Annotated in this window: 18 protein-coding genes and 1 pseudogene; 15 read left to right on the top strand and 4 right to left on the bottom strand. The window is 59.8% G+C overall.

Going from position 1 to position 23,579, the window contains the following annotated elements; all coding sequences use genetic code 11:
- Nucleotides 1–32: 32 nt before the first annotated feature.
- The gene (locus H8S56_RS13390) at nt 33–1,961 is read left to right on the top strand and encodes a transglycosylase SLT domain-containing protein (RefSeq protein ID WP_187518914.1); all 1,929 of its coding nucleotides are present in this window, start codon (nt 33–35) and stop codon (nt 1,959–1,961) included.
- A gap of 140 nt (nt 1,962–2,101) precedes the next feature.
- On the opposite strand, the gene H8S56_RS13385 is transcribed toward H8S56_RS13390, so the two are convergent.
- Complete coding sequence (locus H8S56_RS13385; protein WP_187518913.1) at nt 2,102–2,911, bottom strand: MOSC domain-containing protein; 810 nt, start codon at nt 2,909–2,911, stop codon at nt 2,102–2,104.
- A 100-nt stretch (nt 2,912–3,011) separates the two neighbouring features.
- Nucleotides 3,012–3,944, bottom strand: a complete 933-nt coding sequence (locus tag H8S56_RS13380) for a chemotaxis protein CheV (RefSeq protein ID WP_024689284.1) — start codon at nt 3,942–3,944, stop codon at nt 3,012–3,014.
- Between the two features lie 575 nt (nt 3,945–4,519).
- Here H8S56_RS13380 and H8S56_RS13375 point away from each other — a divergent pair.
- From H8S56_RS13375 to H8S56_RS13365, 3 genes are all read left to right on the top strand, one after another.
- Complete coding sequence (locus H8S56_RS13375) at nt 4,520–4,951, top strand: hypothetical protein (RefSeq protein ID WP_073165354.1); 432 nt, start codon at nt 4,520–4,522, stop codon at nt 4,949–4,951.
- Between the two features lie 225 nt (nt 4,952–5,176).
- Nucleotides 5,177–6,070: a sensor histidine kinase gene (locus tag H8S56_RS13370; RefSeq protein ID WP_187518912.1), complete on the top strand. Its 894-nt coding sequence runs from the start codon at nt 5,177–5,179 to the stop codon at nt 6,068–6,070.
- Entirely contained in the window at nt 6,067–6,729 is a 663-nt protein-coding gene (locus H8S56_RS13365) for a response regulator (RefSeq protein WP_187518911.1), read from the top strand. Before H8S56_RS13370 ends, H8S56_RS13365 begins: the two co-directional genes overlap by 4 nt.
- Here the strand turns inward: H8S56_RS13365 and yegS are convergent.
- The gene (gene yegS / locus H8S56_RS13360; RefSeq protein WP_187518910.1) at nt 6,713–7,636 is read right to left on the bottom strand and encodes a lipid kinase YegS; all 924 of its coding nucleotides are present in this window, start codon (nt 7,634–7,636) and stop codon (nt 6,713–6,715) included. The two genes, H8S56_RS13365 and yegS, sit on opposite strands and share 17 nt — an antisense overlap.
- Nucleotides 7,637–8,161: 525 nt before the next feature.
- On the opposite strand from yegS, the gene H8S56_RS13355 reads away from it, so the two are divergent.
- The 11 genes and pseudogenes from H8S56_RS13355 to H8S56_RS13305 all read left to right on the top strand — a co-directional run bounded on the left by H8S56_RS13355 (nt 8,162) and on the right by H8S56_RS13305 (nt 22,450).
- On the top strand, nt 8,162–9,598 hold the full coding sequence (locus H8S56_RS13355; RefSeq protein ID WP_187518909.1) for an undecaprenyl-phosphate glucose phosphotransferase: 1,437 nt from the start codon (nt 8,162–8,164) through the stop codon (nt 9,596–9,598).
- A complete protein-coding gene (locus H8S56_RS13350) occupies nt 9,598–11,055 on the top strand; it encodes a mannose-1-phosphate guanylyltransferase/mannose-6-phosphate isomerase (RefSeq protein WP_187518908.1) in 1,458 nt (485 codons plus the stop codon). Before H8S56_RS13355 ends, H8S56_RS13350 begins: the two co-directional genes overlap by 1 nt.
- A 137-nt stretch (nt 11,056–11,192) precedes the next feature.
- Nucleotides 11,193–11,972 (top strand): polysaccharide biosynthesis/export family protein, encoded by a 780-nt coding sequence (locus tag H8S56_RS13345; RefSeq protein WP_187518907.1) that lies wholly within the window; start codon nt 11,193–11,195, stop codon nt 11,970–11,972.
- Nucleotides 11,973–11,989: 17 nt separating this feature from the next.
- Entirely contained in the window at nt 11,990–13,981 is a 1,992-nt protein-coding gene (locus H8S56_RS13340) for an exopolysaccharide transport family protein (protein ID WP_187518906.1), read from the top strand.
- Nucleotides 13,981–15,159, top strand: a complete 1,179-nt coding sequence (locus H8S56_RS13335; RefSeq protein ID WP_187518905.1) for a glycosyltransferase — start codon at nt 13,981–13,983, stop codon at nt 15,157–15,159. The genes H8S56_RS13340 and H8S56_RS13335 overlap by 1 nt, the downstream gene beginning before the upstream one ends.
- Nucleotide 15,160: 1 nt before the next feature.
- Nucleotides 15,161–16,474 (top strand): cellulase family glycosylhydrolase, encoded by a 1,314-nt coding sequence (locus H8S56_RS13330; protein ID WP_187518904.1) that lies wholly within the window; start codon nt 15,161–15,163, stop codon nt 16,472–16,474.
- A gap of 2 nt (nt 16,475–16,476) precedes the next feature.
- Nucleotides 16,477–17,693, top strand: a pseudogene (locus H8S56_RS13325) (glycosyltransferase family 4 protein).
- On the top strand, nt 17,684–18,784 hold the full coding sequence (locus tag H8S56_RS13320) for a glycosyltransferase family 4 protein (RefSeq protein ID WP_187518902.1): 1,101 nt from the start codon (nt 17,684–17,686) through the stop codon (nt 18,782–18,784). Before H8S56_RS13325 ends, H8S56_RS13320 begins: the two are co-directional and overlap by 10 nt.
- Nucleotides 18,784–20,199: an O-antigen ligase family protein gene (locus tag H8S56_RS13315; protein WP_187518901.1), complete on the top strand. Its 1,416-nt coding sequence runs from the start codon at nt 18,784–18,786 to the stop codon at nt 20,197–20,199. The genes H8S56_RS13320 and H8S56_RS13315 overlap by 1 nt, the downstream gene beginning before the upstream one ends.
- Entirely contained in the window at nt 20,196–21,017 is an 822-nt protein-coding gene (locus tag H8S56_RS13310; protein ID WP_187518900.1) for an acyltransferase, read from the top strand. The genes H8S56_RS13315 and H8S56_RS13310 overlap by 4 nt, the downstream gene beginning before the upstream one ends.
- 14 nt (nt 21,018–21,031) lie before the next feature.
- A complete protein-coding gene (locus H8S56_RS13305; RefSeq protein ID WP_187518899.1) occupies nt 21,032–22,450 on the top strand; it encodes a lipid II flippase MurJ in 1,419 nt (472 codons plus the stop codon).
- A 113-nt stretch (nt 22,451–22,563) separates the two neighbouring features.
- On the opposite strand, the gene H8S56_RS13300 is transcribed toward H8S56_RS13305, so the two are convergent.
- Nucleotides 22,564–23,460 (bottom strand): LysR family transcriptional regulator, encoded by an 897-nt coding sequence (locus H8S56_RS13300; RefSeq protein WP_187518898.1) that lies wholly within the window; start codon nt 23,458–23,460, stop codon nt 22,564–22,566.
- Nucleotides 23,461–23,579 lie beyond the last annotated feature (119 nt).

Genomic DNA, 23,579 nt, shown 5'->3' with positions numbered 1-23,579 from the left:
CACTTTTCACGACTCATCTGCTCGGAAGTCTCATGCGCAGTCGTTTGTTCAGCTTTTTATCGTGCCTGCTCCTCTCCGCTACCGCCGTCCAGTCTGCTCATGCGGTCGATATCACCCAACAACGCAAATACTACGACGAGGCAAAACGCGCACTGGCCAAGGGCGACTCCGGCCCCTATCAGATGTACAGCTCTGCCCTCGCCGACTACCCGCTGGAGCCATATCTGGAGTACGACGAGCTGACCGCGCGTCTGAAAACCGCCAGCAATGCCGAGATCGAGAAATTTCTCGCCGAGCACGGCGACCTTCCCCAGGCCAACTGGATGAAGTTGCGTTGGTTGCGCTGGCTGGCCGAGCGCGGCGACTGGCAACCGTTCGTGAAGTACTACGATCCCAAGATGAATTTTGTCGAACTGGACTGCCTGTACGGCCAGTACCTGCTGAACAACAACAAGCGCGCCGAAGGTTACGCCAGTGCCGAGAAGCTCTGGATGACCAGCAAGACCTTGCCGGGGGCCTGCGACGGGTTCTTCGCTCAATGGGCTGCGGCCGGCCAGTTGACCGAACAGAAACGTTGGCAGCGAGCCAAGCTGGCGGCTCAGGCTCGTAACTACAGCCTGGCCAATACACTGGTCAACAGCCTCAACTCGCTGGCACCGCAAGGCAAACTGCTGGTCGCGGTTGCGCAAAAACCAGAAATGATCAACAACCCCGGACAGTTCGTGCCCGTGGATGAAGCGATGTCCGACGTGGTGGGCCTCGGCCTGCGTCGACTGGCGCGCCAGGACCCGCAGAAAGCCTTGGCGATGCTGGACAGCTACGCGATCACCATGCATTTCTCCCGCGAAGAGCAGGTGGAAATCGCCAAGGAGATCGGCCTGACGCTGGCGCGTCGCTACGATGATCGCGCACTGGAGGTCATGACCAAATATGACCCTGATCTGCGCGACGATACCGTGACTGAATGGCGCATGCGCCTGTTGCTGCGCCTGGGTCGCTGGGAAGATGCCTACGAACTGGCGCGCCGCCTGCCCAAGGATCTGGCCAGCACCAACCGCTGGCGTTACTGGGAAGCCCGAGCGCTTGAACTGGCCCAACCCAACAGCCCACTTATTGCGGCGCTTTACAAGGACGTGGCCAAAGAGCGCGATTTCTACGGTTTTCTGGCTGCCGACCGCACCCAGAGCCCTTATCAGTTGAACAACAAGCCGCTGGTACTGAGTCAGGCGTTGATCAACAAGGTTCGCAATACACCGGGTGTACGCCGCGCGCTGGAATTTCATGACCGTGGCGAGATCGTCGATGGCCGACGCGAGTGGTACCACGTCAGCCGCCTGTTCAACCGCGATGAAATGGTCGCCCAGGCCAAGCTGGCCTACGACCTGAAATGGTATTTCCCGGCGATCCGCACCATCAGCCAGGCGCAGTACTGGGACGACCTGGATATCCGTTTCCCGATGGCGCACCGCGACACACTGGTCCGCGAAGCCAAGATCCGCGGCCTGCATTCCAGCTGGGTATTCGCGATCACCCGCCAGGAAAGTGCCTTCATGGACGATGCACGCTCAGGCGTCGGCGCCAGCGGCCTGATGCAGTTGATGCCCGCGACTGCCAAGGAAACCGCTCGCAAGTTCAGTATCCCGCTGGCCTCACCGCAGCAGGTGCTCGACCCGGACACCAACATCCAGCTTGGCGCCGCCTACCTGAGTTCGGTGCACGGTCAGTTCAATGGTAATCGCGTGCTCGCCTCCGCCGCCTACAACGCCGGTCCAGGCCGCGTACGCCAATGGCTCAAGGGCGCCAACCACCTGGCCTTCGATGTGTGGGTGGAGAGCATCCCGTTCGACGAAACCCGTCAGTACGTACAGAACGTGCTGTCTTACTCAGTGATTTACGGCCAGAAACTCAACTCCCCCCAGCCGCTGGTGGACTGGCATGAGCGGTTTTTTGACGATCTCTGAAGCGGACTGAGCTTCTACGCTCATCGCCCTGCGCCCGTCACTGCAAGCGCGTACCCTGCATGGGTACGCGCTTGAGGATCATCTATACCGATACCGTCGTTGAGTCACGTCAGGGATGCCATAAACGGCGTATCCGGTAATTATTCCAGCACTTCCACGTCCATGCCCACCTCAAGCTCACCTGGCCCGACATTGACCATGTTCTGGCCGAACATGACGTTGCCCTCGACCTCGCGGTACGTCTTGAGGGTGGCGAAAGGTTCGCGGTCGGGACTGCGCTCGCCGGTGGCAGGGTCTATGGTGGTGAGAATGCAGCGCGCACAGGGCTTGAGCAACTGGAACTCCATCGCGCCAATGCGGATGCGCTTCCAGTTGTCCTCGGCGAACGCCTCGGCGCCTTCGATCACCAGATTGGGCCTGAAGCGCAGCATTTCCACATCCCTGCCAAGCCTGGCAGACAGATCGTCGAGCGAACCCTGACCAATGAGCAGTAGCGGAAAGCCGTCGGCAAAATTGACCCGGTTATCGCTGGAACCGTAGCCGCCGGGCAGCCAGCGGGCGCGTTCAACCGGCATGTAGACCATGCGCGTCGGCTTGCCGATAAAGCGGCTGACCCACTCGGCCGCCTCTTCACCCGCATCGGGCACCTGCAGCGAATCTCGCCAGACAGTCACGCCGCGCAGATTATCCGGAACATCAGCCGGCACGGCGACATCAAGCGGCGCGAAGCCAGGCGCACTGAGCGTCACACCGCTGCTGGCGTTCCAGAGCACCGACAGTTGCGACATGTGAGCGACTGCGCGCTGGGTCAGGAAACGGCCAGTGCTCTCCTCAACCAGCATCCAGCGCCGGTCACCAGACAGTCCAAGTCCGTCGAACGACGCTCGCTGCAGGATTTCCGACTTGCAGGATTTGAGAGGATAACGATAGAGGGCGCGCAGACGCAGCATGACCTGATCCTTGGGTGGCTCGATAAGCTTTGACGTGAGCGGCAAAGCTTATACGAACAACCACCCGACAGGCAGCCTGGATCTATAGACGAACAGGTCGTCAGCTGTTGGCGAGCATCACCAAACGCTCACGCACGACCTCAACCAGCTTGTCGGGCTGGAATTTGGACAGGAAGTTGTCACAACCGACCTTTTTCACCATCGATTCGTTGAAGCTTCCTGACAGCGAGGTGTGCAGGACGATGTACAAGGCGCGCAAACGGGGGTCGTTGCGAATCTCGGTGGTCAGACGATAGCCGTCCATTTCTGGCATTTCAGCGTCGGTGAACACCATCAGCAGTTTCTTATGCACGTCCTCGCCGGCGTCAGCCCAGCCCTTGAGCATGTTCAAGGCCTTGAGGCCATCGCTGGCCACGTGTAGCTTCAGGCCGAGTTGCGAAAGCGTGTCACGCAACTGGGACAAGGCGACCTTGGAGTCGTCGACCAGCAGAATCTCCCGACCGCGTGCATCTTCGAGCACAGGGTCTTCCAGCTTCTCGCGGGACACCTTGGCGTTGTAAGGCACGATTTCGGCCAGGACCTTCTCGACGTCGATGATTTCTACCAACTGGTCATCAACCTTGCTGATGGCGGTCAGGTAGTGCTGACGGCCGGCACTGGCAGGCGGTGGCATGATCGCGTCCCAGTTCATGTTGACGATACGGTCCACGCCGCCGACCAGGAATGCCTGAACGGAGCGGTTGTACTCCGTCACGATGATGGTGCTGCCTGGCCCCGGTACCAGCGGACGCATGCCGATGGCCTGAGACAGGTCGATCACCGGCAGGGTCTGGCCACGCAGGTTGACGACTCCGCATACGAAAGAGTGTCGTTGCGGCATAAGCGTCAGCTTGGGGAGCTGCAGCACTTCCTGGACCTTGAACACGTTGATCGCGAATAACTGCCGACCGGCAAGGCGAAACATGAGGATTTCCAGGCGATTCTCGCCCACCAGCTGTGTGCGTTGATCTACTGTGTCGAGAATGCCTGCCATTTTAGCTCCTGAAGCGTTGGTCACGATGAGTCTGCTAAACGTGTATCGGCTGAAACGAGCCGGACCTTAATGGCGATGAAAGGCTATTCGCGACCATTGATGTCACATTACCATCATGCTTTACTGATGTCGCAGTCAAGAGGTGCCTCGCGATGACAAAATCACTCATCACCGCCTCCCCGCAAAGCAAGATTCCTCTGTTGCGTACTAGGGGTGAGCCCTAATGTCTATCAGGGACATCCTGATATGATCGGTATCCTATTGCCACTATTGTGACGCCATTCTCATTGCATGAATGGAGTCAGGCTTTTGTCAGCGTTCCAGCCCTCGCATTCGGCCAACCCGGCAGCTATCGTTATTTCAGATATTCGGGACGTCGTTGCACACCACATACTGCGTGATTCAATCACGGGTACGGGGGTGGAATTCTCCGAAGCGACACTCGATGAACATCAATACGACATCATCGAGATACATTCGGAAAAGGCCTACAGACTTTCAGATGAAATCGACATTTACTGTCAGCCATTCGCCGCGGACGGACGTTCGCTATCCATGATGTGTGGAGTTAAAGGATGCTGAGCAGCAACGATTGGCACCAGAAACATGATCAGTTTCTGATCGAGTCCCAGGCTCTTCTCTACAAATCGGAAGAGTGTCTTTCACACCTTGAATTGATTGGTCATGACGAAGACGCCATCGATTGCCTGCTGAGATCATTGCGTCTGCTGGCTGAAAAGGCCGATACCGCCTCGGTGCAGTGCATCGCCGACTTCTCTCGCCAGTTGCGCAGCCTGCTCGACGACACGGGCTGTTCAGAGGGTCTGTCACTGGAAACACTGAGCACGTTGAAAAGCTGTCTCTCGCTGATTTCCTGGCAACTGGAACTTCTTGATCCCCGGACCGGCGAGCTGATCATGGATAACGAGGAACAGCAGATGTTACTGCATCGCCTTGCCAGTCTTTCCGCTCAACCTCCCGCCACTCCGGATCACACACGGGGTTAGGCCGGTATTCCCGCTCGTTCCGACAACCGTAATGCCTCACTCATTTGCCGGGAGAGATGCCTGTTATCTTGTGCAATGCCACTGATCGAAAGTGACTGTAAAGAGTGAAGGTGCCGTATCCCCATGCTTTGAATATACTTGAACAGTTATTCACTCGTTATCCGATAGCACTGTGATATCAATTCATACAGCTATCGGTCATGAATCTTTACGGCGCCATCTGTCATGCATGCCAGTTCCAGGTACCTACCGCTCAAGCCTTCGCGCTCCAGAATCATTGCGTGGGCTACGGGCGTGCTGTGCATGGTGGCCGCTTTCGCCAATATCGCGCTGTACATAAATGCCTATGAACTTTCAGCCAGTCTTCTAGGGCTCAATCTGATCACGTTCGTGACGGTCTGGCTGTACCAATGGCGATCCAGCCAGCTGATTCAATTGCAGCCTCGCGAACTGGCCGAACGAATGCTTGAAGTGCAGGAAACAGAGCGTCATCGACTCAGCCGGGAGCTTCATGATGATATCGGCCAGATGCTGACGGCCGCACAGTTGCAATGCGCCTGGTTGCAACGTCGACTGCCTGCCGAACTTCATCCCCCTGCCGAACAGCTCACTGGCACGCTTGTAGAGACACTGGAAAAGGTGCGCGACCTGTCTGCAATCCTCAACCCGCGTCAGCTGTCGAGCCTGGGGCTGGAAGCGGGCTTGCGCGCTCATCTGGTGTCAGTTCTGGCCAACAGCCACATCAGCTGGAGCCTGGAATGCAAACAGCGGTTGACGGGCATTCCCGAAGAAATGGCCATGGCAGCTTACCGCGTCACTCAGGAAGCGGTGACCAACATACTTCGACACGCCCATGCGAAAAATCTGCTCGTACGCATTCAACGACTGCCCGCCGGGTTGTCGCTGTTGATTACTGATGACGGCACAGGCTTCGACCCTGCGACCCGGCTTGCACAGCAAGGCCAAAGTGGACTGTCAGGCATGCGTGAGCGCGTGCTTCTGCTGGACGGGTCCTGGTCGCTGTACAGCAGCCCCGGATCAGGCACCCGGATCGACGTATTGTTTCCCTGGGCTCCTCGCACAGATAATCGAGCTCACTCACACAAGAAGCGACAATGACCTGCACTCTGTTACTGGTCGATGACCACTCACTGATCAGAGCCGGCGTCCGCGCGCTGGTGTCAGACATTCCCGGCTACACCATCGTCGGTGAAGCGGCCGACGGCGTGCACCTCTCGGATCTGGCGCAGCGCCTGAAGCCCGACATCATCCTGCTGGACATTTTCATGAAGGAGGTCGACGGACTCGACGCCCTTGAGCAGTTGCTCAAGGTACAGCCCGATTGCAAGGTGCTGATCCTGTCAATGCATACCGAGCCGGACATGATCATGCGCGCCCTGGAGCAAGGCGCCCACGGCTACCTGCTCAAGGATGCTACAGCGACCGAGCTGGAGCAGGCACTGGAAGCGTTGCGCAACGGTGAACGCTACCTCAGCCCGGCCATCGCTCACACCGTCATCAACCGCGCCCTGCAGGGTCCGCGCCCAGACAAACCCGCCACGACGCAGCAGAAGCACAACCTCACCGCACGCCAGCTGGAAATTCTGAGGCTAATCGTGCGCGGCAAATCCACGCGGGAAATCGCCGCAGGGCTGGACCTGAGCATCAAGACTGTCGAGACCCATCGCTCGCAGATCATGAAGCGCCTGCAGATCTTCGACGTCGCCGGTCTGGTGCTGTTTTGCGTGCGTGAGCAGATTATCAGTCTGGACGACTAAGCAACGCCGACGACTGGCTCAGCACCGGCGAACCATCCGGCAGATGCACCTTGAGCGCCCCCGGCCGGGCCACGAAACGAAGGGCTTCGCCAGACAGGGGTTCGCCGTCCAGATTGATGTCCAGACCCTGTGCAGACTTAAGCTCCACCCAGGGCAGCCGTGCACGGATGAACATGTTGTCGAAACCAAGCCCTCCTTCAAGCAGACTCCTGAGCGTACTGACCACTTCCTGAGGCGCAGGCAGAATACTGATGTCCAGCAACCCGTCATCGGCCAGCGCCGTAGGGCATAGCACGTGGCCACCGCCCGCCTGCCGCCCGTTACCAATACCCAGCGCGAGCAGGTCGCCCCGCCAATGGAAATCCGGACCGGTCAGCTCTCCATGCGCAGCGTGCAGCTCACCGAAGCGCGTCAGGCCGGTGAACAGATAAGCTGCACCGCCCAACACTTTCTTGAGGTCCTCTGAGGTATTGGCCGTGACCTGGCTGCCAAACCCCCCGGTGGCCATGTTCAGGAACAGCTTGCCGCCCACTTCACCCAGATCCACTGGACGTGGCGCGACCTCCATGAGCTCGAGCGCCTGAGCCACTTCCAGTGGTACGCCCGCAGCCCTGGCAAAATCGTTGGCGGTCCCCAGCGGAAGAATGGTCAGGCTGGCGCCCGAATCCGCTGCCAGCGCCAACGCCTCGGCGATATCGCGCAAGGTGCCATCCCCTCCCCCGGCCACGATATGACGATGCCCCGCAGCCAGCGCCTCGTGGACCAGACGTTGCGCGTCACCGGCTTCCCAGGTCAGACGAACATCCAGCTCCCAACCCTGCCGGCGCTTTTCAGCGACACCGTTGCGAACGTCTTCATTGAGCGCCTGTTTGCCGTGAAGAATGAGCATTGCCCTGCGTTGTGTCATGAAACCCCCTCTGGTGACCTGTACGAGTACCGCCTGTGAGTGACGCTTGTTTGCCAGCGCCTGACTGCATTTGGCACAGCGCAAGGATGTGACCCCGTAGCGATCAAAAAAGCCCCTTGATCCGGATAATTTTTTTCAGTCGCAAACGCAGTGGTTTTCTCCCGTATTTACTGGCCTTTGGCCGCTGGATGGATGTGCTGGCCAAGGACCTGTACCCGAAAATGAATATTTCCCCCTTCCGCTTTGCGTTACATGGGCTTTACTAAGGCCATATCAGTCAATCGGGAGTTGTCACTCACAAATGACTGAAAAGCCTTACATTAAATCCAAAAACCGCCGACATACAGAAAGTGATGTTCACAACCAGTCCAGCTGAAAAGCCGTCAATTCGACAACTAATTGGCCACCCTTCAGAACAACCTGAGTAAAGATGTTTTTTTGACTCGCTCTTGCAGCGACCGGATCAAGTCACAAACAGGCAGCGTAGACAGGCAATGAGACCCTTTCTACACGCCAGGGAGTTTTATGAGGTTGCAACCGGTAGACAGTCTATCGCTGACTCGCACCAGCCTGGTGGAGTACTTCCTGCTTGGCATTCGCCTGGCGCACGCCTTTGCCTGCATCCTGCCTGGGCTGTTGATCGGGGTGTTCATGCAGCAAGGCATCGAGCAGGAAGTGCAGAACCATTTGGCGATTCAGGTCTTTTTCGGGGTCGTTGTGGTCTTGATTTTTCAGGCCATGGGGGTCTACTCAGAAGCCTTGTTCAGCAATGCGTTGCGGCTGCGCGTGATCATCATTGCCTGGTCAGCTGCATTCGGCCTGTTGCTGTTCATGCAACGCACGTTGGGGCTGTTCGCAAGTTTCACCAACGAGCAGTTGCTGATCTGGTATCTGGCCAGCTTGACGCTGTTCTGCGTCATTCGCCTGCTGTTACTCATGGTGTTCCGGCATCAGATGCACAAAGGTGTGTTTCTGCAGAACTCAGTGATTCTGGGGGCAACGGAAAACGGCCTGCGCCTGGCTGAATACCTGCTTCGGCATCAAGATATTCGTTCCGGGGTCATGGGGTTCATCGACGATCGTATCGGCCGCATGCCCAAGACCGTCGCCAACCTTCCGCTGCTGGGCAATACCAGTGACCTGGAGCGCCTGATTCGCGAAGAGAAAGTGACCCAGGTGCTGGTAGCTCTGCCGTGGACGGCTGAAAACCGCATGGATCACATCATTCACGAGCTGCGTCGTCTGCCGGTCAATGTGTTGCTGGTGCCGGACATGGTCGCGTTTCGTCACAGCCATAACCGCATCACCGAAGTCGCCAGCCTGCCTATGTTCAATGCCTCGGACGTACCGCTCAACGGCTGGTCGCCGTTCATCAAGCGCGCCGAAGACATCGTGCTGTCCTCGCTGGCGGTGCTGGCGCTTTCCCCGGTGATGCTGCTGGTTGCACTGGCGATCAAGCTCGATTCAAAAGGGCCGGTGTTCTTCCGTCAAAAGCGCTACGGCTACAACAACCGGCTGATCGAGGTTTTCAAGTTTCGCTCCATGCATCAGCACCAGGCCGATGCCACAGCGGAAAAACAGACCACTCGCGGCGATGCCAGGATCACCCGAGTGGGACGCTTCATCCGCAAGACCAGCCTGGATGAACTGCCACAACTGTTCAATGTGGTAGCGGGCAGCATGTCGATGGTGGGTCCGCGCCCCCATGCGACGGCAACCAAAGCAGCAGGCATTCTTTTCGAGCAGGCGGTGAAGGAGTACACGTCGCGACATCGAGTCAAACCCGGGATCACCGGTCTGGCTCAGATCAACGGCTATCGTGGTGAAACAGACACCGTGGAAAAAATCGAAAAGCGCGTCGAATTCGATCTTGAGTACATAGAAAACTGGTCCGTCTGGTTTGACCTGTACATCCTAATGCGCACTGTTCCGGCAGTGATTTTCACCCGTGAGGTTTACTGATGAGCACCCTCATTCCTTGCATCATCGCAGGCGGCTCCGGCACTCGCTTGTGGCCCGTCTCCCGGGAAGCCATGCCCAAGCCGTTCATGCGCCTTCCCGATGATGAAAGCCTGCTGCAGAAAACATTCGTGCGCGCCACCAGCCTGCCCCAGGTAGAGCGCCTGCTGACGGTGACCAATCGGGAAGTGTATTTCCGTACCGTGGATGACTATCGGCAGCTAAACAAAGGCAAGGTCAGACTGGACTTTATACTGGAGCCCTTCGGGCGCAATACCGCAGCGGCCGTGGCCGCCGCTGCCCTCCACGTCACTCGCCTGTACGGCGGCGACGCTCAGTTGCTGGTGTTGCCGGCCGATCATTTGATCACCGATGTCGAGGCTTTTTCGCGCGCCGTGTCCGCTGCCCGGGAGCTGGCCGAACAAGGCTGGCTGGTGACATTCGGCATAGTGCCGACCAAAGCGGAAACCGGTTTCGGCTACATCGAAAAAGGCCAGTCACTCAACGCCGATGCGTATCAGGTGGCACGGTTCGTCGAGAAGCCCGATGCACTGACGGCGCAGGGTTACCTGGATGGCGGCCTGCATCTCTGGAATGCCGGAATGTTTTGCATGCGGGCCGATGCCGTGCTGCACGAACTGGAAATCCATGCCCCCGGTGTCTTGAGCGCAGTGCGCACGTGTCTGGAGTCGAGCACGAGCAAGGAAGGGAATCGCGAATTGCAGGTGGAGCTGGACAGCGAGTCGTTCGGTCTGACACCTGACATTTCCATCGACTACGCGCTGATGGAGCGCTCCAACCAAGTGGCAGTCGTCCCATGCCAGCTGGGTTGGAGCGACATCGGTTCATGGGAAGCGGTGCGCGAGCTTACCGGTGTCGACGCGCAGGGCAATCAGTGCAACGGGCAGACCGTGCTGCACGATGTGACCAACTGCTACATCGACTCGCCCAAGCGACTGGTGGGTGCCATCGGCCTGGACAACCTGATCATCATCGATACGCCCGACGCACTGCTGGTCGCTGACGGCGCGCGCAGTCAGGACGTGAAGATCATCGCGCAGGAGCTCAAGCGTCAGGGTCACGACGCCTACCGTCTGCACCGTACCGTGACACGCCCGTGGGGCACCTACACCGTCCTTGAGGAAGGCAAGCGCTTCAAGATCAAACGCATTGTGGTGCGCCCGCAAGCCTCACTCTCCCTGCAGATGCACCACCACCGCAGCGAACACTGGATCGTGGTCAGCGGTATGGCGCGCGTGACCAACGGGGAGCGCGAATTCATGCTCGACACCAACGAATCGACGTTCATCAAGCCTGGCTTCACACACCGCCTGGTTAACCCCGGTGTAATTGACCTGGTCATGATCGAGGTACAGAGCGGTGAATACCTGGGCGAGGACGACATCGTACGTTTCACCGACATCTATGGGCGTGTACCCGAGGCTGCAGTGAAAAGCTGAAACACCGCGAGGCAAGTTCGTTGATCAGGCCCTGCCCCGGGTGGTGAACCACGACCGCAGTACCTGGCAGTCACTGCCAACATGATTTTATTACCCGAAAGGGCGTCGTATTCATGCATGACAGGAGTTCAGGATAAATGAAAAGCATGATGCTGATTGTCGGCGTATTGCTGCTGAGCGGGTGCAATACCCCCTCTCGGGTCGGTTTGCCCGAAGACCGGGCGCTGGTAGAAGCCAGCCAGGCCGCCGGCCGGGCCCTGGCAGGCAAACCGCTGCCGGCGGAAAGAATCCGTGCCGGCGATGTCCTTCGTATCGTACGCAACACAGGGGAGTCGCCGTCCATTTCGGCCTTCACCGCCAACTCGATTTACGAACTGACCCTGTTTCAGGTGCTCAACGACGGCACCTTTTCCTACCCCTACATCGGTACCGTCAAGGCGGCCGGTCTGACGCTGCAGCAGCTCAATGACTCGCTGGAAAGCAAGCTGCAGAACGTCTATCGCGAGACAGCACTGACCATCAACATTTCCCAGTCGCCCGGCAACACGGTGTTCGTCGGCGGGGCGGTGCGCAACTCGGTCACCCTGCCTGCCAACGTCGCGACCAACCTCGAGCAGGCCATCATCGGGGCCGGTGGCGTCGCGCTGGATGGCGATGCCGCTCAGGTGGCGCTGCTGCGCCAGGAAGAAGACGGCCTTTATAAAACCTACCTGTTCGACTACAGCAAGTTTCTCTGGGCAGGCACAGCGGGCGGGCCCACGGCTCCGGTGCTGCTCAAGCGTGGCGACGTCGTGTTCGTTCCCAAATCATCGGTGGGAAACAGAGTTGATGGCGTCAGCCTGTATTTCAACCAGTTGATCCCCTTCGCGAAGTCGATCGGCCTGGGCTTGAACTACGAGCTGCGCAGCAACAATTAATTGTCAGGGAACCAGACATGATCAATATCCGCTCATTTCGCGACCTCTTGCGCCTGTTTTTCATCTTCAAGCGCGAAGTCAAAATCACGGTACTGGCAACGTTCGTCATTGTGTTGCTGGGCGCCTTGCTGCTGCCCAACCGTTACGAGTCCACAGCACGGTTGCTGGTCAAGCCTGGGCGCGACACCAGCACCGTGCCCATCGAGCTGTCCAACCGCCAGTCCATAGCGGTACCCAGCGCTCTGCGCGACCCGCTGCTCGACGAAGAACGCATGCTGACCGGTCGCCCCATCATGCGCAAGGTGTCCGAGAAGTACCTGGCCGACCTGTCAAAAGTCGAACCGCAGGCAGGGTTTCTCGGGTCCGTGAAAAGTGCACTCAAGGGTGCCATCGATTCGGTGGTGGACATCGGCCGTGGCGCTCTGCAATTCATCGGGCTGGCCGAAAAACGCACCCCGGCCGAGCGGATGGCCGAGGATCTGGAGAAGAACTTCAAGGTCCGCCATGAACCGGGCTCCTCGGTGATGGAACTGACATTCACCTGGAACGACCCGACCACCGCGCAGACCGTGCTCAAGACCTGGATCGAAGAGTACCAGGTGCAACGCACCAAAACGCTGGGTCGTGTCAGCCTCTATGCCTTCTATGAATCGGAAGTCAAATCGACAGGCGACAACATCTTCTCCTACAAGAAACAGATCCAGACCTACCTGAACCAGTTGGGCGCGGTGAGCATCGCTCAGCGCCTGGCCGACATCTCCCAAGGCCTGAACGATCTTCGCACCGAGCGTAACAACACCACACGCGCCATTGCCTCAACCAAGGCGGGACTGGATCTGCTCAAGAAACAACTGGCCGAACAACCCAAGACGGTTTCAGCCGGACGCGAGCTGTCACTCAATCCCAACCGCCAGGACATGCAGAACCGCATCAACGGCAAGGAAGTCGAGCGTCAGGAACTGTTGCGCTCATTCAAGGAACAGGCGCCCCCGATCCGTGCCGTGAACGAGGAAATCTCCAACCTCAAGAAACTGCTCAACGAGCAGGACGCGACGATCCAGCGCTCTGAAAGCATCACGCCCAACCCGATCTACAACCGTATGCAAAACGTGTATGCCGACCAGCAGACCAGCTATGCCCGCCTGCAGACTCAGCTCGCCCAGCAAAACGCGCAGATCGCGCAACTGGAAGCCGATCGGCAACTGGCGCTGAATCTGGAACCTGACCTGTCACGTCTGCAGAACGAGCTGGACGCCGCTGAGAAAAGCTATGCGCTGTACACCGAAAGCCTGGAAAAGGCGCGTATCGACCGCGAGCTGGACAACAGCCAGATCAGCAACATCGCGACCATCGAAGACGCCACCTTCAACCCCAGCCGAGTGTTCCCGAAAAGCCTGATGATGGTCTTGCTGGCCTTCCCGATAAGCGTGGTGGTTGGCGCTCTGGCGCTGTACTTCTTCTATCTGCTGGACCAACGCATCCACGACGGCGACAAGATCGAGAGCAGCTTCGGTGTGCCGGTCTGGACCAGTCTTCCGGATCTGGAGCAGGCCCAGGAGCGCAGCGCAGCGCTCACCTCCAACCTGCACAGGGTGTACGGCATCCTGCCGCTGGATCAGGTGGACGAGAAAGGCCTCACCCTGGGCTTCACGTCGGTCAAGTCCGGTGCCGGTGTGAGCTTCGTGATCTCGCGACTCGCCGCGCTGCTGGTCGAGCAAGGCCACCTGGTTCGCACCGAGAGTCGCGCGCCGGCAAGACCGGGCGAGATCGTGTTGATCAACGCCTCAGGCGTTTCCACCAACCAGGAAGCTTTTGTGCTGCTGCGCAGTGCCGACCTGATTTTGCTGGTGGTCCGCGCCGAAGAAACCACCGTGCCGATGCTGGAAGACACCCTGCAAAACCTCAATACCGCGTTCAAGAAAGTCGACGGTGTGATCTTCAACCGTCGTCGCTTCGAAGTGCCGGAGCAGGTTCTCAAGTTCCTGAAACGAATAGGGAGCCGTGGCTGATGCGCATCGCCCTGCTTGCCCCACTGCCACCGGAGCAGAACGGCATCGCTGACTATGCCGGTCACCTCAGGCACGCTCTGGAGGGGCTGGGCCTGGAAATCAGTACACCGTTACAAGGCGTGGGCAATGACCCGCAAGCGGCTATCGAGCGCGTAAAGCAAGCCGACTGGAACGGCATTGATCTGGTGCATGCCGAACTGGGTGGCGGACGACTGGCCGAGTTCGAAGCGTTGCGTGCCCTGCGCCGTCGCTTCCCGGCGCTGCCATTGACTGCCACTGTGCATGACCCGGAGCGGCTGGTATGGCGCCGAGAAAGGCTGCCCTGGCCGCTGTCGATGGCCAGTGGCATGCGCTCTCCCTTGCCGGAAATAGCCACCGTGCTGGCTGATCCGTTGTGTCTGCATGAAGAACGGCAACTGGCGCGGCAGATGACCCGCCTGGTGACGCTAACCCAGGCAGGCAGCCAGAGCCTGCGTCAACGCATGGGGCTCAAGCCTGCGCAGATGGAGGTCATCAGCCATGGCAACCTGGCCATCACCCCCGTTGCGCTGCCTGCGCTGCAACCGATACGCCTGCTGTACTTCGGCTTCATCTACCGTGGCAAAGGCATCGAGGATTTGCTCGACGCATTGGCAGACCTGTTCACCGCCAAGCCTGCCTTGCGCTCAAGTGTTCGCCTGACCCTTGCCGGAGGCAGCGAGCCGGAGATGGCGTTCGGTCCGTCGGGCAGCTATCTCGATCAGTTGCGCCTGCGCATCCGGCAACTGGGGCTGGTCGACCTGATCGACTGGCAACTGGACCTGCCTGCCGAACAGATTCCTCAAGTCATTCAGGCTCACCATGTGATGGTTCTGCCGTACCGCGAATCCAGCAAGCTGAAAATCCTCGGCAAGCTGCGCGGCACCAGCGGCGCATTATCCTGGGCCGTGGCCTGCGGGCGCGGCGTGATCACCTCGGATGCCCGCTCGTTTGCCGAGGAGGTGTCGCATGGCAACGGAATGATCTACCCACAAGGTGATGTCCAGGCACTTTCGGCCGCGCTGAACAGCGTGTGCTCCGATCCGCAACGAGTGACCCAATGGGCCGAGAAGGCTGCGGTGATGGGCAAGACCCGAGTCTGGAGCCATACCGCCGAACGCTTCAGGGACATGTTCCGTACCGCCTGCGAGGTGAACTGAAATGGGATGTCGATCTTTCGCGTGGTCATGCACCACTGCGGCACTGCTCAGCCTGACGCTGACCGGCGCGGCCCAGTCTGCCACCGTACTGAAGGCTCCGCGAGCAGTGGTGTGGCAGGACTTTCTGGGCGTCAACGTGCAGTTCCAGTATTTTGCACCGCAGGTGTACGAACAGCAGATGGCGCGGCTTGATGAGCTGGGTTTGAACTGGGTCCGTCTGACTGTTCACTGGCCGGTGATCGAGCCACAGAAGGACAAACTGGTCTTGACCGAGCTGGATGCAGCGATGGCTGCGATCAAGGCGCACCGCTACAACACCCTCGCCTACCTGGTCGGCTCTGCGCCCTTTGCCAGCACGGCACCACCCAACGCACCCGGGCGTGATCAGTATCCCCCCAAGGACTTTGCCACGTTCGCTGCGCGCATGACCGATCTGGCCCAACGCTATCCGCAGGTTGCCAACTGGCAGGTGTGGAATGAACCGAACATCGTCTGGCTGCCCAAGGAAGATCCGGCAGCCTATGGGCGACTGCTGACCACGACCGCCGATGCCATTCGCGCCGTTCTCCCGGACAAGACCATCGTCACCGCAGGCATGGCGTATTACAGCCAGATGCACAGCACACCCGGCTACATGCTGCAGACCCTGCTCGACAATGGCCTGGGTACCCAGAATATCGTGGCCGCCTACCACCCCTACTCCGAGTACCCGGAAGGCGACTCGGTCGCGGACCGGGATTTTCTGGTCCGTACCAACGCCATGAACCAATTGCTGCACAACAATGGCGTCAGCCAGGTCTGGGCCACCGAATGGGGCTGGTCCAGTTACGACGGCCCGGTGGAGATGCAGCAACTGATCGGAACCTACGGTCAGGCGGACTACACGCTGCGGCGTCTTGCTCTGATGAGCGCTCTGGATTTTCAGCGCATCTTTTTGTTCAACCTCAGCGACCTCGACGAGCGCGCCACGGCCCGGGATCAGGGCTATGGCCTGCTCGACCTGCAGGCCAACCCCAAACCGGTGTATACCGCGCTCAAGCATTTCCTGAACACGACCGGGCCGCGCCTGACACCGGCAGATCCGCCGGCGGTGAGCCAGGTGCCCGAGGACCTGTACGCAGTGACCTGGAGCCGCGACGACGGCAGCCGTTTGCTGATGTTCTGGAGCGCCAAAGGCGTAACGCTCAACTTCCCGGCCATCAACGATGCGGTATTACATGATCCGCTGACCGGCAGCCGCATACCGTTGTCCGGCACCCGGGGCATTACCCTGGCGCTCAAGCCGACCCTGCAGATTCTGGAATGGAAGCCTTGACCATGCGGATACTGTGGACACTCCCGTACCTGCCCTGGCCCACCACCAGCGGCGGCAAGACGCGCGAATACCACTTGCTGCGCAACCTGGCGGCACGCGGCCACCGCATCACCTTGCTGGTGCAGTCCAAGACCGCGCTGGACGACAGTTGCCGCTCGGCACTGGAGCCCTGGCTGGAACGGCTGGTCGTGATTGACCGACGTCCGCTGTTCAGCCTCAAGACCTTGCTGGCAGTCGCCTTTGCGCCGCCGCCCATGCTGGCCAGCGTCAACGGCTACTCCTCGTCGCTCGAAAAGGCCTTCGAACAATTGCTCGAAGAAGACTGGGACGTGATCCAGTTACAACATACCTACGCCTTTCAACCGTTCGAGCGCGCACTGCAACGCTCGGGCAAGCCGTTCCTCCTGACCGAGCACAACGTTGAGTCCGACCTGGGTTCGGCGAGTTATGAACGCCTGCCGCGCTGGGCCAACGCGTTTGCTGTCTACGACCGCTGGCGTTATCGGCGCTGGGAGATGCGCGTTTTCCAGCAGGCAGACGAGCTGGTTGCCGTCACCGAAGACGACGCCAAGGCGTTGTCACGACTGAGTGGCAGAGCCACCTCGTACGTGGTCAACAGCGTGGATTGCGGCTATTACGCCAGCGTCCATGCCGACCGCACCAGCCAGCGGCTGCTGTTTATCGGCAACTACGAATACGGTCCCAACATCGACGCCATCGAATGGGCGCTGGATGAAATCCTTCCGCAGGTCTGGGCCTTATCGCCCAACGTGCGCTTCGCCATCGGCGGCTTCGCCATGCCTCAGAGCTGGCGCGAGCGCTGGCCCGATCCGCGTATCGAATGGCTGGGCTTTGTACCCGACCTGCGTGCGCTGCAAGCGACAGCGGCGATCTTTTTTGCCCCGCTGCGCCAAGGTGGCGGCTCGAAGCTCAAGACCCTGGAAGCCATGGCGGCCGGTCTTGCGATCGTAACCACGGGACAGGGTGTATCGGGCCTCGCCGTGACCAACGGCGAGCAGTATCTGGGCAGTGAAGATACCGCCGGGCTGGCGCGACTGATTACGGACAACCTCGACAACCCGGCGCGCCTGGAACGGATCGGCGAAGCTGGGCGCGTTTATGCGCGCGCCCGGCATGACTGGTCCGTGTCGGCCGCACAGCTGGAAGTCATCTACACCCGACTTACGCTCCCAAGCAAGGATCGCGCTCATGCGTATAGGACTTGATTACCGCGCAGCAGCCGGTTATCCCACAAGCGGCATCGGGCGCCAGAATTTCGCGCTGGAAACCGCATTTCGCGCCCATCCCGACGTTCAGTTGCAACTGTTCGGCGTGGCACCCTACAACCACCCGATTCGACGCCTGATTCATGTGCCCAGGTGGGCTATCCCCCTGGATTCGGTGCACCGTCTACCCAACCGGCTACGTTTTGAAGGCGTCTACCTGCCCAAGGCGTTACGCGATGCAGACATCCAGATCTATTTCACCAATATCAACATGGGCCTGCCACTGGGGCGCAAACCGGCGGGCGTGCGCTACGTGTTGCAGTTGCACGACCTGTTTCAGATCACACAACAGAACAAACACGGCTCTCGCCTCAAGGCGAGTCTCTACCGGCTGACCGATTACCTCTCGATCGCCCATTCGATCCGGGTCGCCGATCAGGTCTGGCTGCCTTCGCAGTACACAGCGGGCGAAGTGTTACGTCTGTTTCCCAAGGCGCGGGACAAGATCCGCATCGTGCCGCTGCTGGTCGAAGGGTTTAATGGCGAAGCGGCCGACATCAGTCAGCTGCAACTGCCTGAGCGCTACTGGCTATGCGTAGGCACCCGTGAGCCACGCAAGAACATCAAATGGTTCGTCGATGCCTGGCAGACCGCGCGCATGCAGTTTGTCGACACGCCCGACCTGGTGCTGGTCGGCGGCGATGATCCGTTGACCGACGCCCAACGCCAGTTGCCCGGCCTGCACGTACTGAGCGGGCTGACCGATGCCGAACTGCATACGGTGTATCGCGATGCCGACCGGCTGTGGCAGCCCTCGCGATGCGAAGGCTTTGGCCTGCCGGTGATCGAAGCCCTGAGTGTCGGCACGCGGGTCGCAGTAGCGACCGGCTCGTCGCTGGATGAAATCGCACCGCCGGACAGCCCGCACTTCTCGCCCACGGACAGCGGCTATCTGATCCGGCTGATGGGCACGCTGTCGAATGCTCCCGCTGAAGACCCTGCGCTGGCCAGGCAATGGGCCGCACGCTACAACCTGGACGCGTTCTGCAAACACGTGCATGCCACGCTCGAGGAGTTGCGCTGATGTCGCTGGCCATGCCAATAGGATTGTTTTTCAGTCTGCTGTTCGGCGTGATGATGTGGCTGTTGCCGATGCCTGTGGTGTTGCTGGCAATCGTCGGTACCGCCTCGATCATCACCGTGATCCGGCGGCCGGTGCGCGGCCTGTTGCTGTTCTGCGTCATCGGCACCTTCATTCCGTACTCAACGGTGCAGATCGGCATTCGTACCACGGTGTCCGAAGCACTGATCATGTTGACCTGGGCCAGCTACCTGTTTCAGGCCATGGTTCAACATCAGACCCGGGTGCCGAACATGCTGCGTACCGAGCGGCTGCTGGTGGCGCTGATGATGTTCAGTGCCTTCCCGTTTTTGATCGGTCAGTTGACCATCGTGGCTGAAGGCAATGGCCCCATCAACTGGGTACGCTGGCTGTTCAATCTGTCGATTCTGTTTCTGGTGCCGCGTCTGCTGACGGATCTGCGCACCCTTGAACACCTGATCATCGCTCTGCTTGGCGGCACACTGATGATGCTGCTGCTGTCGATACCGGTGTATCTGTTCAGCGGCACAGCACTGACGATCACGCCGATTCTCAGGGTCATGGGCTACAGCGGTGCCGATGTACTTGGCCAAACGCTGTTGTCATTTTCCAGTCGCATGGGCTCACCCTGGATGCACCCCAACGTCGCGGGTGGCGCATTGGCGATGCTGCTGCCGCTGGCGTTCTGCTTCGGCATGACACGCACAGGGTCCGTGCGCGCGCTGGGTCTGACGGTCGCGGCGCTGGGCGCCATCGGGCTATTGCTGACCGGCTCGCGGGGCGCATTGCTGAGCCTGGTAGCGATCATGCTGTGGATGACGCGTCGGCGTATTCCGCACCTGGGACATATGCTGATGGCGGGCGGGGCGATGGGCCTGGTGTTTTTGATGTTCTACCCGCCCCTGCAGGATCGCATCATGGGGCTGTTCTCCGACGACGACACCAGTACCGCGATTCGCTTCCTGGAATACAGTCACTTCCCCGCTGCCATGGCCACCTTTCCCTTCGGGATCGGCTTTAAGGTCGACCCGCCGGTTCCTGGCTATACCGATTTCGGGATTTCCAACCTGTGGCTCAATTTCGTCTACAAGATGGGACTGCCCGGTATGCTGCTGTTCATTGCGGTGACGATCAGCTGGTGGAAAGAAGTGCGCCCCGCTGCGGGCAGGATTGTCCTGACGCCGGAAAACGCCATCAGCCTGGGCTGCATGACTGGAGTGCTGTCTGCTCTGTTCAGCGGTCTCTTCGACCACTATTTCAGTTTCACCAACGTACTGGTCGCGCTGTTCTGGCTGTTTGTGGGCATCAGCCTGCATGAAAGCAGGCGTTTGCGCCTGACTGCGCCAAGACCGCTCCAATCCACCACTGCCTTACCCGAGCAGGGAGCCCTCAAATGAAACATCGCATGATGCATTCTCATAACCTGCGAGAGGCATTGCCCGACTACGCGCGCAAGATGGCGGTCCCGCTGGAAGAGCTGGAGGCGACCTATCAGTGGATGCTGGACAACGAGGTCTGCTTCGAGACCCGCATCAAGGACACCACCCTGTCGTTCATCTGCTACCTGAACATCGAGCCCCGGATCGAGCCGCCACTGGCGAGGCGCTTCTACCGATTGCTGGCCAGCGAAACAATTGGCGCGTTGATCCCGCTGTACGGTATCAACTGGCCGACCTTGCGCGACCGCATGCTGCGCACCTGGGAGCAGCTGTACAACATGATCATCTGCAAGATCCCCAGCCATACTTTCCGCCTGCTCTGGTTGCGTATGGGCGGCGCGAAAATCGGCAAAGGCTCGACCGTGTGGCGCAATACCGAAGTACTGGGCGTGGACAGCCTGCGCATCGGCAACGACAGCACGGTGGGCTGGCATTGTCAGCTGGACGCACGAGGCGGACTGGTGATTGGTGATCACGTGACCATCGCCTCCCACGTGTTGATCATTGCGGGTGGACACGATTTGAACGAACCGGAGTTCTGGGCCGTCGGCGGGCCGGTCTTCATCGGCGACTACGCCTGGATCTGCAGCAGGGCGCTGCTTTCGTTCGGTGCCAACATTGGCGAAGGCGCGGTGGTCGGCGGCAATAGCGTGGTGTCAAAGCCCGTGCCGCCCTACGCCATCGTCAGCGGCCCCAATGCTGAAATCAAAGGCGAGCGCGCCCGTCATCTCAAATACAAGGTGGGCGGCAAAGGCCTGTTCACCCTGTTTCACTGACAGACACGACGACGATGCTGGGTTCGACACTGTGGCTGACCCTGGCCACCCTCACCGGGCTGGCTGCAGGCTTCGCCCGCGAATGGCTGCTGGTCGCCGCCTGGGGCGCAGGCAGCCAGAGCGACGCCTTTCTGGTTTCGATGTTTCTGCCCGAAGCCCTGCGCATGTCGCTGGCCGCCGGATTGCTCAGCGCTGCCGCCCTGCCGCTGTACAAGCAACGCACGGCCGAAGACCAACAACGTTGGCTGGGCGCAATGACCCCGAGGCTGGCCTTTGTCGGTGTACTCGTCAGCATTGTGCTCGCACTGGCTGCCGATCTGCTGGTGCGCCTGATCGGTCCCGGGCTGGATGCAGACGGCTACGCACAGGCCGGCAGCGGCCTGCGTTGGCTGGCCTGGTGCGCGCCGGGTTTTGTGCTGCACGGATTGTTCTGTGTGCCATTGCAGGCGCGTTCACGCTTTGTATTGGCCGGGCTGGGGTCGTTATTGTTTAACCTGCCGCCCGTGATCTATCTCGCCACCCTGAACCACGCGGCCACGCCTGCGGGTCTGGCCGGCGCTTGTGTACTGGGCAGCGTGCTGATGCCGGTCGTGCTGCTGCCGAGCCTGTATCGCTCAGGCTGGCGGCCCTGGCAATGGCAGGCAGAAGCCGGCGTCGTGCGTGAACTGCTGGAGCGCATCGGACCGCTGCTGAGCAGTAACCTGGCCAGTCAGGGCCTGGCACTGCTGGAGCGGATGGTTGCCTCGCTGCTGGGCGAAGGCGCAGTGACCTGGGTCAATCTGGCGCGCAAGCTGATCAACCTGCCGCTGATCGCCTTGATGAGCCTGAATCAGGTGCTGCTCGGATTGATGAGCGGGAGCGCGGGCGATCAACGTTTGAACCTGCTGAAACGAGGCCTGGGCAGCGCCACGCTGCTGACCCTTCCGGCTGTGACCGGTCTGATCGGTGCGGCCGGAGCCCTGGCGGTCCTGTTGCTGCCCAACCAGACACACGAGGGTCCGCTGCCGGGGTTACTGGCCTGGTTCGCCGTACCACTGATGTTCGGTGCCTGGAATGCCCTGTTGGCACGGTACGCCTATGCAGCCGGAGATACCCGTCTGCCGCTCAACTGCGAACTGATCGGCAGTCTGTGCAATGCCGTACTGCTTGCCCTCCTGCCCTTCGTGTTCGGGCTGACCGGCGTCGCCCTCGCCGCGCTGGGTGGCGCACTGGTGACCGGCGTATTGCTGATGCGCCGCCAATCGCTGCTGAACGTACTGCCGTGGCGCAGCCACTGGCTGATGGCGGCCGGACTGATGACATTTGCTGCGATGGTGCTGCATCCATTGCAGAACACCTGGCTGCAACTGGGGCTCAGTTGTGCGTATGGCGCGTTGTTGATGGTGGGCCTGGCGCTGTGGCTGAAGCCGTGGCGAACCATGAGCGTATCGTGATCTTTCTCGCCTGCGTCTGTGCCCTTGAATCCCGCCAGCAGCACCGGACGCAGAAAAAGCGCCAACTCGGCAGGCTGGATTTATTGGGTGAGCGACAGTACGTTTTCCTGCGATCACGCCCCGCTTGCCGACGCTCTGCACTGCTCACTGAACCGCTGCAGACTCGTCGAGACAAACTTGTCGCGGTGGCGGATCAGAAAAAACCGGCGGGTCAGCGGTGGCAAGGGGCTGTTAAGCATCTGCAACTCCCCGCTCGCCAACAGATCGGCGACCACCCGGCGAGACAGGCAACTGATGCCGATGCCCTGCGCCAACGTGCGTTTGATCGCTTCGGAACTGCCCATCTGGCGCATGTCTTCCAGGTCATGAAGGTGCCTGAGCAGCAAGTGCTCGACCTCTTCGCGAGTCCCGGAACCCGGTTCGCGCAGCAGCCATTCGGCGTGTTGCAGATCGCTCAGCGACACCTGCTCCTGCGCAGCCAGCGGATGATCGCGCCCGGCAACGATGAGCATTTCATCCACCAGCCAGGGCTCTGCGATCAGCTCGGGCAGATGACAGGGCGCTTCGATCAGCCCCATGTCGATCTCGAATTGCGCGACCTTGCGTGCAATCAGGGCGCTGTTGCCGATGTCCATGTCCACCCGCAACGAGGGCGCCGAGGTCCGCAACGCTGCGACGATCTGCGGCAATACGTAGTTGCCGATGGTGCTGCTGCAGCCAATGCGCAAACGCGTATCCAGACCCGCATCGGGCAATAGAAAACTGTCTTCGATCTGCTGGGCGCTTTCCAGCAGTTGCCGGGCTTTTGGCAGCAGCGCATGCCCGTTGTCGTTGAGGACCAGCCGCTTGCCGACGCGATCGAACAAGCGAGTGCCCAAAGCGCTTTCCAACTCGTTCAAGGCAGCGCTGGTTGCCGACTGAGAAAGCGCAACGGCAAGTCCCGCGCCCACGGTGCTGCCGTGTTGAGTGACGGCGCAGAATATCTGCAACTGACGCAGGTTGAGTTTCAAACCATGACTCCCAAAGACCTATTTACCTGAATAACAGGTAACTGGAATCGAGATTAACCGTTTAGAGAATTATACGCACCTCCTTACACTGACCTCATTCACCAGAACCGTCAGCAGGA

Source organism: Pseudomonas triticifolii (assembly GCF_014358015.1).
GTDB classification, from domain to species: domain Bacteria; phylum Pseudomonadota; class Gammaproteobacteria; order Pseudomonadales; family Pseudomonadaceae; genus Aquipseudomonas; species Aquipseudomonas triticifolii.
Note: the sequence above shows the minus strand (reverse complement) of the source record. Positions and strands in the feature narration are given on the sequence as shown.